Here is an 18,246-nt window from a genome sequence, read left to right as displayed (position 1 = left end):
ATGTTCACCAGACCCGGCCGGGCCACCCGGTTCGCGGCGGCGGCCGCGCTCGCCCTCGTCCCCCTCGCCGGCTGTGCGACGGCCGAGACCGCCACACCCACCGCGGGTTCGCAGTCCGGCTCCGGCCCCGCTGTTACGCCCGGGGAGTTCAAGCCGCAGTTCAAGAAGCTGGAGAAGGAGTTCGACGCCACACTGGGCGTCTACGCGCTGGACACCGGCTCCAACGAAGCCGTCGCCTACAACGCCGGCGACCGGTTCGGCTACGCCTCCACGCACAAGGCGTTCTCGGCGGGCGCGGTGCTGGACCAGACCCCGGTGGAGGATCTGGACAAGCACATCACCTACACAGAGGACGACCTGCTCGAATACGCCCCGATCACCGAGAAGCACGTCGACGAGGGCATGGAACTGCAGGAGGTGATGGACGCCGCCGTGCGCTACAGCGACAACACTGCGGCCAACCTGCTCTTCCGCGAACTGGGCGGGCCGAGCGGCCTGCAGGACGCGCTGACCGAACTCGGGGACGACACCACCCACGTCGACCGGATCGAGCCCGAACTCAACGAGTGGCAGCCCGGCGACATCGAGGACAGCAGCACACCGAAGGCCATGGCCGAGACCTTGCGCGCCTACACCCTGGGCGACGCACTGCCCGCTGAGAAGCGGGAGATCCTCGTGGACATGCTGCACCGCAACACCACCGGCGACGGCCTGGTCCGCGCCGGAGTGCCCGAGGACTGGAAGGTCGGCGACAAGTCCGGCGGGGGCGACTACACCCGCAACGACATCGCCGTGATCTGGCCGCCCGAGGACGACCCGATCGTGATCGCGGTCATGTCCTACCGCGATGTCAAGGACTACGACGACGCCCTCATCGCCGGGGCCGCCGAAGTGGCCGTCGACGCGCTGGACTGACACCGGTGGCGGGCCCGCAGCCACCCGATCGGGAGGTGGCTGCGGGCCACGCGCGTCGGGCGGGTCGCCCCCGCCCGCCGGAGTGCGAAATATGCGTCGGCATTGTTTTTAAATTATTCCTTTTCACCACTTCAGTAACTGCGTCACCTCCCGCCGCACCGCAAACCGGACCCTATCGGCAGCCTGCCGAATGGACGATGTTAAGATCGCTTTCCTTCTAATAAGAGAATCCGGAAGGAAAGTGATGCGCGCATCCCCGGACGGTCCCGGCAACAGGGACTCGGCGCACCGGGATGGCCGCACGACGCCGCCGTGCCAGGACGGCGGTGATTCCGCCGGTACCGCAGCCGGCGCCGGCAGAGCCGACCGAGCCGATAGAGCCAATGGCACCACCGTTTCCGGCGGCGCCGTGGGCGCCGTCGTACAGGCCGGCACCGTACACGGGGATATAACCGTGCATTCGGCGGGTCCCGCACCGCAGTCTCACCAGGCGCCCCCGGTGCCCCGCCAGCTTCCGCTGGCGCCGCGGAATTTCACCGACCGCGAATCCGAGTGGGACCGGCTCGACACCGCGGCCCGCGCCGCCCGCAGCGACGGGGTACCGCAGATCGTCGTTCTGGACGGGCCCGGCGGAGTGGGCAAGACCGCGCTCGCCACCAGTTTCCTGCATGTGCTCGCCGACGCCTTTCCGGACGGCCTGCTCTATACCGACCTGCGCGGATTCGACCGGGGCGGCCCCGTGGACCCTGCTGACGTACTCGACGGGTTCCTGCGCGCCCTGAACACCGACCCCGCCCGGATCGCTCCCGAGCCGGGTGCGCGCGCCGCGCAGTTCCGCTCCAGCACCGCAGGGCGCAGTATGGCGCTGCTGCTGGACAACGCCGCCTCGGCCGCCCAAGTCCGCCTGCTGCTGCCGGGGTCGGGGGCCCATGTCGTACTGGTCACCACCAGGCTGCAGCTGGCCGGGCTTACCGCGGACGCTGCGGCCTTCGTCGAGGTCGCCCCGCTGGACGAGAACGCCGCCGCCGACCTCGTGCAGCGGATGCTGGGCGCCGACCGCAGCGGGGAGGCCGCGGCGGTGCGGCGGCTGGTCGCACAGTGCGGCCGGCTCCCGCTGGCCCTGTGCGCGGCCGCGAGCGGATTGGCGCGGCGCCCGGGCAAAACCGTCGGACGGCTCGCCGACCAGCTCGCCGACGAGCGGGGACGCCTGGCCAGGCTCAGCCGCGAGGAGGAGCTTTCCGTGCAGGCGGTGCTGGACACCTCTTACGCGGCACTGCCCGATGCGGCACGGCGCCTGTACCGCAGGCTCGGCCATACCGAGGGCCCCGACACCACGCCGGCGGCGATGGCAGCGCTGCTGGAAACCTCCGCGGACAGCGCCGAAACCGCCGCGGAGGACCTGCTGTCAGCCCATCTGCTGGAGGAGCACGCGCCGGGGCGCTACCGCCAACACGACCTGAACCGGCTGCACGCGCGCCGGCGCCTGGCCGAGGAGGAATCCGCGGCCCAGCGCAGCGCGGCCCGGCGGCGCCTGGCCGACCACTACCTGGATTCGGCCGTCGATGCCGACCTCAGGCTCAACCCGGGCCGCTGGCACCTGGGGGCGCGGTTCGATGAGCCGCGCCACGGCGAGCGCTTCGCCGACCGGCAGTCGGCGCTGGCGTGGCTGGAAACCGAACTGCCGAACCTGCGCGCCGGGGTCGCGGCCTGCCACTCCGACGGGAATTACGAGGCGAGCTGGCAGCTGTGCGAGGCGCTGTGGAACCTGTTCCTGCTGCGCAAGCACTTCGGTGCCTGGAGCGAAACCTACGAGACGGGGCTGGCTGCGGCGCGCGCTGCGGGCGATCCGGCGGCACAAGGGCTCATGCTCCGCGGCTTGGGATCGCTGCGGCTGCAGCGCGGCGAGGCCGCGGCGGCCCGCGAGCCACTGTATGCGGCCTTGGAGCAATGGGCGCGCGCCGACCACGCGCTCGGTGAGGCGGCGGCGCTGGAGAGTTGCGGGGTGGCCGAACTGGCGCTGGGCGCGCCTGCAGCGGCGGCCGGCCACTTCGAGCGGGCGCTGGAGATCCACCAGCGGTTGGGCCGGCAGCGCGGGATCGCCTTGATGCGGCGCCGCCTGGGCGAGGCGGCCCGCGACCGCGGCGACCACGCCGCGGCCGAGGCGCACTTCCACCGCGCGCTGGACCGCTTCACCGAATCCGCCGAACCTTACATGCGGCTGCGGACCCTGGTGGGACTGGCCGCAAGCCGGGCCGCCGCCGGATCCCACGGCGGATCGGAACTGGCCGAGGCGCTGCGCATCGCCGGCGGCCTCGGTGCCGAAACCGAGACCGCCGGCATCCACGTGCTGCTGGCCGACGCCGCCGCCGCCGAAGGGCGCACCGGCGATGAGCTCGCGCATCTCAATACAGCGCTGTCCATCTACAGTGCGCAGCACCAGTCCCGAGCCGCAGAGATACGGCAACGGATCGACGCGCGGCCGCGGCCTGGAAATCGGTAAGCGTCCGCACCGGCCAGGCGCGGGCCAGCTCGGCCAGGTCCAGGCCCGCCGACAACCAGGAGTGGGCCAGGGAGCCGAGCAGCCGGGCGTCCCAGCCCGAGCGCGCGGGCAGGTCGGCCCCGCTGCCGTCGACGATGACGGCGGGGCGGGGCACCGCCACGGCCCGCACCCGGCATGCCGGGGCGCCGCGGGCGAGCCGGTCGGGGCCGGCCGGCGGCTGCTGCGGCCCGCAACCGGGGTGCCGCAGGGACACGACGTCGGCTGCGAGCAGCCAGGCCCGGTCAGCACAGCACGCCGCCCAGACCTGGTCCTCGGCGGCGCGCTCCAGCAAGGCGCCGCCGGCCGCGTGTACAGCCACCTCGCTGCACACGCGGGCCCAGCGCGGGGCGCTCACGCGGCCCGGGCGCCAAAGCCCGGTCCGGCATCGTCGTCGGCCGCCACCGGTTTCGGCGCGGGCAGCGGGCGCAGTGCGGGCGGCCGGTCCGGCTCGGCGCAGCCCATGAGCGAATAGGCCTGCCGGCGGATGAGCCGGGCGGAGCGGCCCGGCACCGAGGTCAGCAGCCCTGCCAGTGCCTCGCCGTGCTCGGGGTCGGCGCGGTCGATGGCCCGCCCGATCTGGTCGGCGGCGGGTTCGCCGCTGCGGAACGGGCGCGCCCGGCGGTACAGCTCGGCTATTTGGGAACCGGGCACGATATCGGCCATCTCCCCCGCCGCGAGCAGTACCGGCCGGCCCAAGGCGGCGGCATAATACGTGACGGAGCTGTTGTCGCCGACGACCGCATCGGCGGCGACGAGCAGTGCCTGCCACGCCCCCTCGGGCGCGAGCAGCCGCAGCCCCGCCCGCCGCGCCTCGCCGAGCCAGGCGGCGACCTGGCGCGGCCCGTGGGCCGACCACACGCCCGGATGCAGCACCGCAGCGACCACGTAATCCGCCGGCAGTTCGCGCGGCAGTTCGGTGAGCAGTTCCGGGCGGCTGCCCGCGAGCCCGCCGCGGCCCCACGTGCTGACCAGGACGACCAGCCGCTGGTGCTCGCCCACCCCCAGCGCGCGGCGGTAGGCGCTCCGCAGCGAGCGGCTGGCCAGCATCCGGTCATAGGCAGGGTCGCCGACGACCGCGCACGCCTGTGCCGCATCGGGCACCTCTCGGGCGATGAGTTCGCGTTGGCGCTCGTGGGCGATGCCGATCACGGCGGGCACCACACGGCCGTAGCGCACCAGGGCACCCGCCGCCGCGCCGCTGACGGGGCGGCGTGCGGGCGGACCGTAGCCGGGGCGGCGCGGAACGAGCTTGGAGTGGCCGACCCCGTGCTCAAGCAGCAGGACCGGGGCCCGTACCTGGTCCAGGTCGCCGATGTGCGCCGCGATCGCCAGGTCGTAGCGCTGCGCCCGCGCGCGTTCCCAGCTCAGTGCGGCGGCGCCCATCCGGCGGACGTATTCGGCGCCCGAGACGGCGAACTGCGAGGCCGCGGGCACTGCATGGGCAATGTGCAGCCGCTGGTCGCCCTCAAGCAGGGCGGGCACGAAGTCGGCCAAGCGGTCGCCCGCCTGCCAACTGTGCACCATCGCCAGCACGCTGTGCTCGACCGGCCAGGTGAGGGGGACGAGCGGCACGCTGTCTCCTCTTCCGCCGAACCGTTCCTCGTTTCCGTTGTCCATCGGTCTTCTCCCATCGCCATTTGCCGACTGGCGGAACCGATGATGGGGACCGGTGCTTGCCGAATGCCTTGGCGATTGCTTGCAGGAGATTGCACCAAGCTGGGGATGTTCCTGCGGTGCAGCACCGGTCGGGTGCAAGGAATGTGCAACGCCGGGGATCCGGACCGGGCAAGCGTGCTTCCGAGTACGACGGCGGGACGTTTGCACCGATCCGGAAACGGCGGCGGCCGACGGCAGGCTGACTCAGGGCACGAACGGATGGTCCGGTATCACGGTGCGCACAACCGGTCCAATGCCGACTGGCTTTCGTCATCGTCAGCGCGGAAGATCACCAACTGCTGGTCCGGATCTTGAAGCGGCAAGAGGACCTCGAACTGTACTGCGATCACCCCGGCTTGGGGATGGCGCATCTCTTTGCGGCCGCGGCCGTTGACCTTGATGTCCGGCTCGGCCCACAACCGCGCGAATTCCTCGTCGCGGGCAGTGAATTCGGCGATCCGGTCGGTCAATGCCTGGTCTTCCGGATACGCGGCCCATGCGGCGCGCAGGTGGCCGATTCCCTCGCGCACCACGCGTTCGCGGTCGGTATAAAACTCCCGTATCCGCGGATCCAGCAGGCACAACCACATCAAATTGCGCTGCTGCGGCGGCAGGGTTTCGAAATCGACCAGCAGCCTCGTTGCCTCGCTGTTCCAGGCAAGGATGTCGAAGCGGTGGTTCATCACCATGGCCGGCAGCGGGGAAAGGTCGGCGACCAGCGTAACCAGCGGCGGCGCTGCAGCAGCAGTTGGCTTGCCGGTGTTGCGGGGGCGCTGCTGGGCGAGGTTGAAGAGGTGGGCGCGTTCGTTGGGGGCCAGGCGCAGCGCTTGGGCCAGCGCCTCGGCCACGTCGGCTGAGGGGCGCAGCCCGCGGCCCTGTTCCAGCCGCACGATGTAGTCGATACTGACCCCCGCCAGCTCGGCGACCTCTTCGCGGCGCAAGCCGGGGGTGCGCCGCGCCTGGCGGCGCAACGGCAGGCCGAAATCGTGCGGATCCAGGCGCCGGCGCCGGGAGCGCAGGAACGCGGCCAGTTCCTGTGCCGAGTCCACGGTGCGGGTGGTCATTACCGCCGATTCTACAGCGAGGGTAGGACCCGTCTTCCTAGGCGGTTCTCTCCCTTATCCCCGGCTCGCGGCGGCCGCAGGCTTGTCTTCGGCAACGGACCGCAAGCACTGGAGGCCACACCACCATGTCTCTCACTCTTGACAACTACCGGCTGCTCGGCCGCTCCGGGCTGCGGGTCTCACCACTGGCGCTGGGCACGGCGACCTTCGGCACCGAATGGGGCTGGGGAGCCGGGAAAGACGAGGCGCGCAAGCTGTTCGACCGCTACGTCGAGCGCGGCGGCAACTTCATCGACACCGCCCCCACCTACACCCATGGCAGCTCCGAGCGCCTGCTGGGTGAATTCACCCGCAACAACCGCGACAGCCTGGTGCTGGCGACGAAATACACGACGCTGCGCCGGTCCGGCGACCCGAACTCCGGGGGCCCGCACCGCAAGAGCCTGTTCGGGTCGGTGGAATCCAGCCTGCGGCGGCTGAACACTGACTACATCGATCTGCTGTACCTGCACGTATGGGATTTCACGACGCCGGTCGAGGAGGTCCTGCGCGGCATGGACGATCTGGTCCGGCAGGGCAAGGTCCTGTACGTGGCGGTCTCCAACATTCCGGCCTGGCAGGTGGCGCGCATGCAGGCGGTCGCCGACCTGCGCGGCTGGTCACCGCTGGTCGCGCTGGAGATCGAATACAGCATGATCCAACGTGCCGGCGACCGCGACCTGCTCCCCATGGCACGCGAGATGGGGCTGGGGGTGGTCCCGTTCTCACCGCTGGGCGGCGGGATGCTCACCGGCAAGTACAACCGCGACGACCTGACGTCGCCGGACGGCGGCGACAGCACCCGCAAGGACGTGAATGCGGCCCTGGGCATGCTCACCGAACACAACTTCGACATCGTGGAGGTCGTACGCGAGGTCGCCGCGGAACTGGGCCGCACGCCGGCACAGGTTGCGCTGGCCTGGAACGTGCAGCACCCGGACGTGACGGCACCGATCATCGGCGCGCGCACCCCCGCACAGCTGGAGAACAACCTGGGCGCCCTGGAGGTCGACTTCACCGACTCCCAGCTGGCCCGCCTCAACGAGGCCGGCGCGATCGAACTCGGTTACCCGCACCACCTGCTCGCCGGCGACTTTTTGCGTGCTGAGACCCGCGGCGACATGAAGATCGAAGCCCGCCGCTGATGGCGGTGAACCCCGAGGGCGGTGCTGGCGTCCGGTGCCGTCCTCGGGGCCGTCATTCGGCACACGTCCGCCGCGGATGGAAATCGGATTTGCAAGAGATTCCCGTCGACCGCAGCCGCTGTACCGGCGGTCCGAACGCGTGGTGCCATCACGGTACCAGTGGCCGAATTTAGTGCACCCAAATCCACGCACGAAGCTGTACGGCGATTTCCAAAAACGCAATCGGGCTTGCAACGCCCAACCCCGGCTGGTCAATGGCGGAAGCCAGAAGCACCAGCAACGACTCGGCGAGCTGGACGGATTCGGAAACCGACACACTTCTCCTAGGAAACCAAAATACGCGAATGGCGGAAGCGCCGATCCACTCCCAGGGGGGCGCGGCCGCATGCAGGGGAACCGGCCACTCACGCAGCCGGGAGGAGCAATGTTAGCAGACCCGAACGATCTCCATGACTCGTCCCGAAAGGTTAGGCCAACCTACGCCCACACAAATGAGGAAAACTGCTCCATTGCGGTGATTTTCACCTGAATGGCCGCTGCGTGCTCGGATCCGGGATCGGCCGATTTCAGCGCGCGCCTCCAGTTCGCGAGCGCTTCGGCTTGATCCCCTCCACGGGCGCTCAGATCACCGAGCCGGTCGTTGGCCAGTGCCTCGTCGCCCGCCGAAGCTCCGTTCGAGGCGAATCCCCGAGCGTTGCGATAGTGCAGCCGAGCCTCAGCCGTCCGCTCGTAGGCGCTCAACGCGTCGCCGAGTGCCAGCATGACCTGGGATTCGGTCACCGGATCCGACAGCGGCTCGACCAGCACCGTTGCATCTTGGAGCGTGTGCCACGCATCCTCCCGCCGCCCCAGGGACAGCAGCGCCGAACCTATGCCCGTCAGCGCCCGCACCGCCTCGGCTTCCGCGCCGACATGCATCAGGAGTTCGTGTGCACGGCGGAAGTGTGCGATCGCCTCCTCGAAACTGCCCTGGTAAGCCAGCACCTCGGCCAGGTTGTGGGCGACGCTGCCGCTGAGCAGGCGGTCGCCGATTTCATCGAAGACGGCGAGTGCCAGCTCGCAGAAACGCTGAGCGTCGCGGTGGTAGCCGCGGCGCTGGAGGATGCCGGCGAAGTTGGCGAGCGCGAGCGCCTCGGCGCGGGGCTCACCGATCGCCCGCAGCGTTGCGGCGGCCGATGAGCAGGCGTTCTCGGCGGCGTCCAAGTCCCCCAGCATCGCGTGGCAGGTGCCGACGTGGTTGAGCGCGTCCGCATGGCGGCGGTGGTCTCCCAGGTCGGCGAACAGCTTCGCGGCCCCCTCGTGCTCGCGAAGGGCGGCGCCGTTGCGGGCGGCCGCGAACTGGACGGATCCGAGCTGATCCCGCGCCACCGCCTCGCCCGCGACGTCGCCGTCCCGGCGCCAGTGGGCCAGCGCCGCCTCGGCGTTGGCCTTTGCATCGTCCAGTCGCCGCAGCCGCCGCTGCACCCGGCTCAGCTCGAAGGCCGCCAGCGCCGCCTTGCCGCCGTCGCCCTGCTCCCGGCACAGCTGCAGGCAGGCGGCGAGATGGCGCTCGGCGCTCTCCCAGGGCCCGTCCGTGTCGCTGAGGGCCCCGATGGCCAGCGGAAGGCAGATGGCATAGGCGCCGACATCGGCCGACGTGCTGAATTCGCCTTCGCGGGCGCACGTCAGGGCGGCCTCGATCGCCGGGTACTCCTCCTCGAACCAGTGGCGTGCGGCCGCCGCGGTCGCGAAGGGATCCGGGTGTTCCGGGGCGGTGGGCAGCGCCGGCGGGCGGCGCCGCATCGGCGACACCGCCCGGTCGGCCGCGTCGGCCGCCGCCCAGTAGTGGTCGAGGATCCGCACCAGCACCGCCCGCCGTTCGGCGGCGGGCAGCACCTCCGCCGCGCGGCTGCGGGCGAACTCCAGTAGCAGGGCGTGCATGCGGTAGCGGCCCGGCCCGACCTCCTCGACGAGGTGGGTGTCGAGCAGTTCGTCCGCGGCGGCCTCGGCGGGCCCCGCTTCGTGTGCAGGGCTGCCGAGTGCGGCGGCGAGCGCGGGCAGCGAGAACTCCGGCGACGGGTGCAGGGCGATCCGCAGGAAGGCCGCTCGGGCACCGGCGCTCAGCGCCTGGACCGAGGTGGCGAAGACGCCGGCCACATCGTGGTCGGCGGAGCGCATCTCCGCGAGGCCGTTGCGGGCGATGCGGTCGGCCAGGTAGCCGGGCGTCCAGGTGGGGTGGTGGCGCAGCCGGCCGCCCGCCACCCGCAGCGCCAGCGGCAGCCGCTCGCAGCTCAGCGCGATCCGGCGCACATCGGCGTCGCCGGCGCGGTCGGGTGCCAGGCCCGCGATCTCGGTGAGCATCCCGGCCGCCTCGTCAGGTTCCAGTGCGGTGAGGGCAACGTGGTGGACACCGTCGAGCTCGGTCAGCGTCCACCTGCTGGTCACGAGCACGACACAGCCGGGCGTTCCGGGGATCAGCGGGGCGATGCTGCCGCGGGTGGCGTCGTCGAGGAGCAGCAGGGCCCGCCGCCCGGCGAGGCGGCTGGACCACAGTGCCGCCCGCGCCTCAGGTTCGGACGGTATGCCCTCGGCCGGCACATCGAGCTTGCGCAGCAGCATGTGCAGCGCCTGCGCCGGGTCCAGCGCGGCCTGTCCGGCGGTGTGGCCGTGCAGGTCGAGTTGGAGGCGGATGTCGAACTCGCCGCGCAGCAGGTGGGCGGCGCGGACGGCGAGCGCCGTCTTGCCCATGCCGCCCAGACCGCAGATGACCACCACGGTCGTTGCATCGGGCCGGCCGCGTGCGCGAGTGAGGATCGCGGCGAGTTCGTCGGTGCGGGCGGAGAAGTCGCCGATGCCGCGGGAGATGCTGTCGTGGACGGGGACCGCGGAAGCCCCCGGCGCGGCGGGTGCTGCGGGCGGCCCGGCACCGGCGGCCGCGGCTCCGGGGGCGGCCGCAGCGCCGGGTGGGGCCGCGGGTGCGGCGGGGTCGGCGGAGCCGTTCGCCTCGACCGCACCGGCTGCGGCTCCGCCATGGCCCCGCTCCGTCTGCGGGCGCGCGCCGGGCCGGGCGGCGCCTTCGGCCTGCCCGGTAAGGATGCGCTGAAAGACCTCTTGCGTTGCGTCGCAGGGGTGGCCGCCCTGCCGCGCGGCGAGATCCTCGCGCAGGCGGGCGTGAACACCCAGCGCTTCGGCGTGGCGGCCGCTGCCGGCCAGGGCTTTCATCAGCACCACGGCCAGCCCTTCGTTGTCGGGGTACCGGGCGGCCACCTCGGAGACGTGGGCGATGACGTCGTCGCAACGGCCGATCTGCAGGCACGCCTGCGCCCACCGCTCCACGACGAGCAGCCAGGTCTCGTGCATGGCCCGGCGGTAGCCGTGTGTCCACGGGCCGGGGATTTCGGCCAGCGGGTCGCCTTCCCAGAGGTTCAGGGCTGACGCGAGCAGCTCGGCGGCGCGGCCGTACCTGCCCGCTTCTGCGGATTCGGCGGCACTGGTACGCAGTAACCGCATCCGGTGCCAGTCGACGGACTCGCCGGGGATTTCCAGGACATAGCCCTGCGACCGCGACGGCAGGCCGACACCCGCGCCGGTTTCCCGGATCCGGGTGCGGATGCGGCTTATGTACGCGTGGAGGCTGGAGCGCACCGAGGCCGGCGTTGCGCTGCCCCAGACACGTTCGATGATGGTCCCGGTCGGCACGACTTTGCCGGGTACCAGCGCGAGGGTCGCCAATATCGCGCGTTCTTTCAAGGTGCCGGCGTCCACGGCCCGCCCGTCGGCCACGATGCGGACCGCCGGACCGAGCAGTCGTATCTCCATGGGCGACCACCCCTCCCGCGACCTATGGTCACACCGAAATTGACGTCAATCCATACATAATTCGATGATCCTTTTTATAGGGAGCGGACAAGTGCGTTGATCAGTGGATATCCGGCGGCGATGTGGATATCACGGGCCGACTGGTGTACCGTTTCCGGCGCCGCATTCCCCGTCCGGCCCACTGCGCCGCGGAAACGGCGAAATTGCTCGGGAAAATGCATGGCCACCCGTACGTGCCGATGCACGTGAATGGATGATAACCCTGGCCGCAACGGAAAACCGGAGAATACACGGCCGTTCACCGTGAACAGGGGCCCCGCAGCCGCCCGCGCGCCCGGCACGCGCTCGGCGCACACCCGGCGCCGCGGCCCGCGGCCTTGCGGGACCCGCCGCACAGCAGCGTGGGGCCCGGCCGCCGGGCCGGACCCCTTGCTGCGCGGGTGAGCGCACCGGCCTACGGGCGCGCTCCTGCCTCGCTATCCTGCAGGTCCTGCCCGCCGCCGGCGCCTTGCGCGTCGGCCGCTGCTCCGGCGCCGGATGCCGGGTGGGCCGCCGCCAGCTTCTCGCCCTCGATGTCCACGTTGGGCAGCAACGCGTCCAGCCACCGCGGCAGCCACCAGGCGGCCCGCCCGAACAGGGCCATCACCGCCGGGACCAGGGTCATACGGACCAGGAATGCGTCGAACAGCACACCGGCGGCCAGCGAGAAGGCGATGGGTTTGACCATCTCGTTATGGCCGAACACGAACGCCGCGAACACGCTGACCATGATCACCCCCGCGGCCGTGACCACGCGGGCCCCCTGGGTGAACCCGGAGATGACGGCGCCCTGCGCGTCGCCGCCGTGCACGTAGTCCTCGCGCATCCGCGAGACCAGGAACACCTCGTAGTCCATCGCCAGGCCGAACAGGATGCCGATCAGCAGTGTCGGCATGAACGCCAGCAGCGTCGGCGACGCTTCCACCCCGAACAGTTCGGCTCCGTACCCCCATTGGAAGACGGCCACGGTGAGCCCGAGTGCGGCGCCCGCGCTGAGCACGAAGCCCAGCGCCGCCTTGATCGGCACGACGATCGAGCGGAACACGATCACCATCAGCACCAGGGCGAGGCCGATGACCACCGCGGCGAACACCGGAAGGGCCTCGGCCAGCTTCTCGGAGACGTCGATGGCCGAGGCGGTGGCGCCGGCCACCGCGATCTGCGCCCCGGTCTCGCGGTCGATGTCGTCGTCCAGGCCGCGCACGTCGTGCAGCAGGTCCTCGGTGGCGTAGGCCGACGGCCCGGTCTCGGGCACCACGCTGATGATCGCGGTGTCCTCGACGTCGTTGAGCTGCGGGGGCAGGACCTCCTCGACGCCGTCGACCTTCTCGATGCGCTCGGCAACCTCATCGGCGGCGGCCGGGGTGTCGGACAGGCCGGTGAGGTCGGCCACCACCGCCAGTTGCGAGCCGTAGCCGGGGCCGAACTCGTCGCTGATGATCTCGTAGGCCTGGCGCTGGGTGGTGTCCTCGGCGCTGGTGGCGTCGTTGGGCAGCCCCAAGTGCAGGTCGCGCAGCGGCAGCAGCGCCATGACCAGCACCGCCAGCACGGCCAGGATCGGCAGCAGCGGCCGGCGGGTAACGGCCCGCACCCACCGGGTGCTGAAGGGCTCCGCGGCGGTCATCGCGGCTTCGGCGCGGCGCCCCAGTACCGGCAGCCGCCCGGCGGTGATGCGGGTGCCCAGGAAGCCGAGCAGCGCGGGGAGCAGCGTGACCGTCAGCAGCACCGCCAGCGTGACGGTCACCATTGCGGCGACGCCCATGACCGTCAGGAACGGGATCTGCACGACGGCCAGCCCGAGCAGCGCGATCACGACGGTGGCGCCGGCGAAGACGACCGCGCCGCCGGCGGTCCCGATGGAGCGGGCCACCGATTCGGCCGGATCCATTCCTTCGGCCACCTGTTTGCGGTGGCGCGACAGCACGAACAACACGTAGTCGATGCCTACGGCGATACCGAGCATCATCGCCATGATCGGTGCCGTGCTGGTGAGGTCGAGGACGCCGGACGCGGCGTAGAGCAGCGCCATCCCGACCCCCACGCCGAACAGCGCAACGAGGATCGGCAGGCCCGCGGCGACCACCGCGCCGAAGTTGATCAGCAGAACCAGCAGCGCTGCGCCGATACCGACGAGTTCGCCGGTGCCGACCTCCGGCGGCTGCATGGAGATGGACTGGCCGCTGAACTCCACGTCGAACCCTGCGTCGCGCGCGCTGTCGCCGGTGTCCAGGACCGCATCGACGGTCGACCGGTCGACCTCGTCGTCGGGCCGGTCCAACTGCACCTGCAGCATCGCGGTGGAGCGGTCGTCGGAGAACTGCGGGATCTGCTCGACCACCTCCCCCTCGTCGAAGGCGGGGGCCTCCTCGGCGACCTGGTCGCGGGCCTGCTGCTCGGCGTCTGCGGCCATCTGGTCCACGACCTGGTCGCGGCCGGGTGTTCCCGGCGGGACCTCCTGGGCGACCTGTTCGCGGGCTGTTGCCGCGGCTTCGTCCGCGGCCTCGGCCATTTCCGCGTCGTACTGGTCGCGGGCGTCGGTCAGCAGCGCGTGCGGGCTGATGACCCCGTCCACGCCGGAGACGCCCTCCAGCTCGTCGGCGGTGGCGCGGATGGCGTCGGCGTACTGCTCGTCGTCGACGATGTCGGCCCCGTCGGGTGCCCGGAGCACTGCGGTGATCGTCCCGCCCTGGCCGGAGAACCGCGTGTCGATCAGGTCGGCGGCTTCCTCCGACTCGGTGCCGGGGATGCTGAAGCTGTCACTCATGGGGACGCGGAACTGGACCGCGGCTCCGGCCGCGGCGGCCAGCACCACCAGCCAGATGACCACGACCAGCCACCGCCGGCGGAACGCGAATCCGCCCAAGCGGTACAGCAGTTCGGCCATACTCGTTCTCCTTCTCCCACCCGGTGATCGGTCCGCCGCAAGCCCATCCGGTCCGGATGAGGCGAGGTCCCGAGGATGATGAGAGCGCGATGAGAATGCGCCGTTTGCGGGGAGACCGTCGTCACGGTGGCCGTCGCCGTAGTGGTCGGCATCGGGGCGTTCGCCGCCGGGAGGCGCGCCGCGGTGCCGGGCGGTGCCCGAAGCACCGTCCTCTGCCGGCGGGAACTCCAGGCGGACCGCGGTACCGCCCTCGACCGAGGAAGTGACCACCGCGTCGCCGCCGTGGCCGCGCATCACCGCCCGGACGATGGGCATGCCCAGCCCGCTGCCGGGCCGCTGCGATGGCGAACCGCCCCGGTAGAAACGCTCGAACACGAATGCCGCCGTCTCCTCGGCCATGCCGGGGCCCGAGTCGCTGACCTCCAGGACCACGCATCCGTCGACCCGGCGCAGCGCGGCCACCGCCGGGCCGGTAGCGGGGGTGTGCACGCGCACGTTGGCCAGCAGGTTGGCCAATGCTTGGCGCAGCTCCTGCTCGTCGCCGAGGACCAGGCCTTCGGCGCTGATCTCGGCGCGCCATTCGCGGTCGGGTTGGGCGGCCCGCGCATCGGCGATGCTGTCGGCGACGACCCGGCTCAGCCGGACCACGTCGCGCCGGGGCGCGGGACGCTCGTCGAGCCGGGCCAGGTACAGCAGGTCGTCGACTATGGCGGCCATGCGTTCCGACTCCTGCTCGGAGCGGGTGATGACATCGGGGCGCTGGGCGACGTCGACGACGCCGCGGGAGACCATCTGCAGGTAACCGCGGATCGACGTGAGCGGGGTGCGCAGCTCGTGGGAGGCGTCGGAGGCGAACCGGCGCAGCCGCTCCTCGGATTCGGCCCGGGCGTGCAGGGCGGAGCGCAGCCGCGCCAGCATGCGGTTGATGGACAGGGTCAGCCGGCCCGCTTCGCTGGCGTCGCCGCCGGTCGGGGCGGGGACTCGGCGTTCCAGGTCACCCGCTGCGATGGCTTCTGCGGTGTCGACGACATCGTCGAGGGGGCGCAACCCGCGGCGGATCACCGAGGATCCGGCTGCGAGAGTGAGCAGCAGCATCGCCGCCGCCGCCAGCGCCTCGACCGCTACCAGCCGGTGCACGGTTTCCTCGACCGGTGACAGCGCCTCCGCGATCAACCCGACCGCATTGTGGTCGGGCAGGTGGACCAGTGTGGCGCGGTAGTCGTCGCCGCCCCGGTGGATGGTGAACACCCCGTCGGGCGCGGTGGCGGTGTCGATGCCGCGCAGCAGGACCGGCCCGGCCCCCTGCAACCGGTGCATGCCGGCTTCGGGGCCCTCCGTGATGGTGAACTCCACGATGAAGCCGCTCGGCGCGTTGAGCTGCTTAACATCGGCCGCCTTTTCGGTGAAGATGCCGTCCTGCTGTGTGCGGGCGATCTCGGCGGCGATCTCCAGGCGCTCGTCGACACGTTCGAGCAGGTAGGAGCGCAGGAACGCGGTGCTGACCGAGGCGACCGCCACCAGCGAGAGCGCCATCAGTACGGCGTTGACCAGCACCATGCGGCCGGACAGGGTGCTGATGCGCGGCGGCCGGATCCTCATCGGCCGCCGTCCTCGCGCAGCACGTAGCCGAATCCGCGCTGGGTCCGGATGAGGTTGGGGCCGAACTCGCCGAGTTTGCGGCGCAGGTAACCGATGTAGGTGTCGACGATGTTGGAACTGCCGGTGTAGTCGCTGCTCCACACCGCGTCGATGATCTGGGCGCGCGAGAGCACGTGGCCTCGGTTGAGCATCAGGTAGCGCAGCAGGTCGAACTCGGTGCGCGACAGCGGGACCGGGTGGCCGGCGCGGTGGACCGTGCAGGCGTGCTCGTCGAGTTCGATGTCGGCGAAGCGCAGCGGCTCGTCTCCGGGATCCTCGGCGGGTTCGGGCAGGGTGCGGCGCAGGACGGCGCGCACCCGCGCGAGGAGTTCGTCGATGTTGAACGGTTTGGTGACGTAGTCGTCGCCGCCGTAGGTGAGGCCCGCGATGCGTTCGCTGTGGGCGTCTTTGGCGGTGAGGAAGACGATGCCCACCCGGGGCAGGGAGCGCCGCAGGGCGCGGCACACTTCGAACCCGTCGCCGTCGGGCAGCATGACGTCGAGTACCACAAGGTCGGGCCGGTGGGCGCGGGCGGCCGTATGCGCTTCGGCGGCGGTGGCGGCGCCGGCCATCGCGAAGCCGTGGAACTCCAGCACGGTGGTCACCATGTCGACGATGTTGGGTTCGTCGTCGACGACGAGGATTCTGGGTGGGTTCATCGGTCGTCCAGGGAATCTCAGGGTGATGAGAGGAAGATGAGAGCGCCGCGCCGGCGGGGTTGCCGGGGCGGGCGGGCGGCGGGCCACCCGGCGCACCGATGACCCTGCAGATATGCCCGCATATTGGAGCTGAGGTGGGGATTTCTGCATGATCATCGCCGATCGTAACTCGCCAGCGGGTGGATTCGGCGGCGGCAGCGCGTGGGACGGCCGCCGGGACGGTGCCGGCCGGCGCCGATCACCGATCCGGACGCGCGGGTGCGCGGCGGACGGGATGGGCTCGCCCGTGCGAGCCCGCCGCCCGGGCGCGGCCGGGACCCCGGAAGGGGCTTCGCTTTCGCGGGAAGGCGCACCCTTTTCGCAATCCCGAATTGTTTTGGACACCCGGAAAGAGCCACCAAAAATACTAGGTGACGGTTCGATTACAAAGAGCCATTGACGCCGGTGGCGGCGCATGGAAAGAATCTAGGTACTGCTCCTCCGGACGCCGCACACGCACCGTGTCCGGATACGCCCGCTTGACGATACCGGAGACCGAATGCCCGCTTTTTCTACCGCTCTTGCAGACGTGGCCACCGGCGCGCCGACCCGCGCACCGGTGCCTGCCACGGCTGCAATTGCGCAGGCGGCCACCGGTGGGAGCGTCGTCCGCAAACCCGTTCCACAGGACCTGGAGGCTCTCCGGAGAACACTGAACGGCCCCTGGCACCCGCCTCCCGGAACCACACACACTCAACGGGTCAGGGCCGATACCAAATCCGTTTCCGGTAACAATACGAATTGCGCATCCTCCCGCACCAAGGTGCAAAACCGACTTCGTGCGCCACCCGGCCGAACCTCTCGGCCCTTCAGCTTCTCGACCGGCTGACCTCCATAGCGCCCCCCGGCCGTTCCCCGCCCCTTCCTCCCGGGGCGGGGAACGGTTTTTAACGTCGGCGGATCTGCTCAGTGCCGGCGGTACGGCACCCGCGCCCGGCCGCCGTACCTGGGCCGGGCCGGCACCGCCGGCACTGCCCGCACAGCCCGGCGGCCGCACCGCCGGGCGCCCCGCCCGCCGTCTGCAGGCCGTGTCGGCGACGACCGCCCGAACCCCCGCTGCCGCTGTACTACGTGCACCGCCACCGCCCCAGGAACCGGCGCCACTTCCCGTGGCGACCGCCCAGCCGTCCGGCACCCCGCCGGCACCCGCAACCGCCCACCAGCCACCAGCCACCAGCCACCAGCCACCAGCCGATTCCAACCACCGATCGCGGCGCGCAAAGCAGCGTTCGCCGCGACCGCACGGTGGCGGGATTCCAAGAAATCGCTTTCCAAACCGGCCGCGGTGTTACCTTCGTCCACACCACCGGGAAACCGGCTACCGGCACAGACACTCCGCCGGTTTCAGGGCCGGAGCTCACCGAACGAACTTTTCACCAAATTTCGGCATTATCCCAACAGAAAGCGCTGTCCGGCCACTCCTGCCGCAGAAGCAATTGCATACCTTCAATCGGCCACCCCGGGTTTCCACGAGCAAAAAAGAATCATTGACAACCCGCACACCGTGGCAGGAACCTAGGTGCATTCGCGGTGCTCCCTTGCCGACCCACTCTCCCGGAAAGGCGGATTCCTCCGGTGGCGCCATGCGCGGAAACCGTTTCTTTCGAAAACCCGATACAGGAAGGCGGCGGATCCCTCATGCCGCCCGCACCGGCGGTGCACCCGGACGGCTCCGGACACCGCCCCCACCTGCCACCGCCGGACCGGCCCCGCACAGCATCCGGCCGGCACCCAGCCCCAGCACCCGCCGACACGTCCGGCTGCGGCATCCCGCGTTGCGACTACTCCTACCGCCCCAGCCGCCGCTGCCACTCCGTCGCTTCCTGCGATC

Annotated in this window: 10 protein-coding genes; 3 read left to right on the top strand and 7 right to left on the bottom strand. The window is 71.0% G+C overall.

Going from position 1 to position 18,246, the window contains the following annotated elements; all coding sequences use genetic code 11:
• Positions 1-915 (top strand): class A beta-lactamase, encoded by a 915-nt coding sequence (gene bla, locus ACYVD5_RS20000; RefSeq protein WP_461002619.1) that lies wholly within the window; start codon positions 1-3, stop codon positions 913-915.
• A 499-nt stretch (positions 916-1,414) separates the two neighbouring features.
• Positions 1,415-3,415: an ATP-binding protein gene (locus ACYVD5_RS19995; RefSeq protein ID WP_461002618.1), complete on the top strand. Its 2,001-nt coding sequence runs from the start codon at positions 1,415-1,417 to the stop codon at positions 3,413-3,415.
• On the opposite strand, the gene ACYVD5_RS19990 is transcribed toward ACYVD5_RS19995, so the two are convergent.
• The 3 genes from ACYVD5_RS19990 to ACYVD5_RS19980 all read right to left on the bottom strand — a co-directional run bounded on the left by ACYVD5_RS19990 (position 3,318) and on the right by ACYVD5_RS19980 (position 6,174).
• A complete protein-coding gene (locus tag ACYVD5_RS19990) occupies positions 3,318-3,809 on the bottom strand; it encodes a hypothetical protein (RefSeq protein WP_461002617.1) in 492 nt (163 codons plus the stop codon). The genes ACYVD5_RS19995 and ACYVD5_RS19990 overlap by 98 nt on opposite strands.
• Positions 3,806-5,071, bottom strand: coding sequence for a hypothetical protein (locus ACYVD5_RS19985; RefSeq protein WP_461002616.1), 1,266 nt, complete (start codon positions 5,069-5,071; stop codon positions 3,806-3,808). Before ACYVD5_RS19985 ends, ACYVD5_RS19990 begins: the two co-directional genes overlap by 4 nt.
• A 269-nt stretch (positions 5,072-5,340) precedes the next feature.
• The gene (locus ACYVD5_RS19980) at positions 5,341-6,174 is read right to left on the bottom strand and encodes a helix-turn-helix transcriptional regulator (protein WP_461002615.1); all 834 of its coding nucleotides are present in this window, start codon (positions 6,172-6,174) and stop codon (positions 5,341-5,343) included.
• A 125-nt stretch (positions 6,175-6,299) separates the two neighbouring features.
• Between ACYVD5_RS19980 and ACYVD5_RS19975 the strand changes: the two genes are divergently transcribed.
• Positions 6,300-7,358 carry an aldo/keto reductase gene (locus ACYVD5_RS19975; RefSeq protein ID WP_461002614.1) on the top strand — a complete coding sequence of 353 codons (1,059 nt, stop codon included), beginning with the start codon at positions 6,300-6,302 and terminating at the stop codon, positions 7,356-7,358.
• Positions 7,359-7,527: 169 nt separating this feature from the next.
• Here the strand turns inward: ACYVD5_RS19975 and ACYVD5_RS19970 are convergent, their stop codons facing one another.
• The 4 genes from ACYVD5_RS19970 to ACYVD5_RS19955 all read right to left on the bottom strand — a co-directional run bounded on the left by ACYVD5_RS19970 (position 7,528) and on the right by ACYVD5_RS19955 (position 16,376).
• Entirely contained in the window at positions 7,528-7,674 is a 147-nt protein-coding gene (locus ACYVD5_RS19970) for a hypothetical protein (protein ID WP_461002613.1), read from the bottom strand.
• Positions 7,675-7,835: 161 nt separating this feature from the next.
• Entirely contained in the window at positions 7,836-11,156 is a 3,321-nt protein-coding gene (locus tag ACYVD5_RS19965; RefSeq protein ID WP_461002612.1) for an AfsR/SARP family transcriptional regulator, read from the bottom strand.
• 454 nt (positions 11,157-11,610) lie between these two features.
• A complete protein-coding gene (locus ACYVD5_RS19960; RefSeq protein ID WP_461002611.1) occupies positions 11,611-15,678 on the bottom strand; it encodes an MMPL family transporter in 4,068 nt (1,355 codons plus the stop codon).
• Positions 15,675-16,376 carry a response regulator transcription factor gene (locus ACYVD5_RS19955; RefSeq protein ID WP_461002610.1) on the bottom strand — a complete coding sequence of 234 codons (702 nt, stop codon included), beginning with the start codon at positions 16,374-16,376 and terminating at the stop codon, positions 15,675-15,677. Before ACYVD5_RS19955 ends, ACYVD5_RS19960 begins: the two co-directional genes overlap by 4 nt.
• Between the last annotated feature and the right edge of the window lie 1,870 nt (positions 16,377-18,246).

The organism is Streptomonospora sediminis (genome assembly GCF_054778995.1).
Note: the sequence above shows the minus strand (reverse complement) of the source record. Positions and strands in the feature narration are given on the sequence as shown.

Bases quoted from the DNA above. Each gene is read 5' to 3' on its own strand.
- bla (WP_461002619.1), top strand. From the start codon at position 1: ATGTTCACCAGACCCGGCCGGGCCACCCGGTTCGCGGCGGCGGCCGCG.
- ACYVD5_RS19985 (WP_461002616.1), bottom strand. From the start codon at position 5,071: ATGGACAACGGAAACGAGGAACGGTTCGGCGGAAGAGGAGACAGCGTG.
- ACYVD5_RS19980 (WP_461002615.1), bottom strand. From the start codon at position 6,174: ATGACCACCCGCACCGTGGACTCGGCACAGGAACTGGCCGCGTTCCTG.
- ACYVD5_RS19975 (WP_461002614.1), top strand. From the start codon at position 6,300: ATGTCTCTCACTCTTGACAACTACCGGCTGCTCGGCCGCTCCGGGCTG.
- ACYVD5_RS19965 (WP_461002612.1), bottom strand. From the start codon at position 11,156: ATGGAGATACGACTGCTCGGTCCGGCGGTCCGCATCGTGGCCGACGGG.
- ACYVD5_RS19960 (WP_461002611.1), bottom strand. From the start codon at position 15,678: ATGAGGATCCGGCCGCCGCGCATCAGCACCCTGTCCGGCCGCATGGTG.
- ACYVD5_RS19955 (WP_461002610.1), bottom strand. From the start codon at position 16,376: ATGAACCCACCCAGAATCCTCGTCGTCGACGACGAACCCAACATCGTC.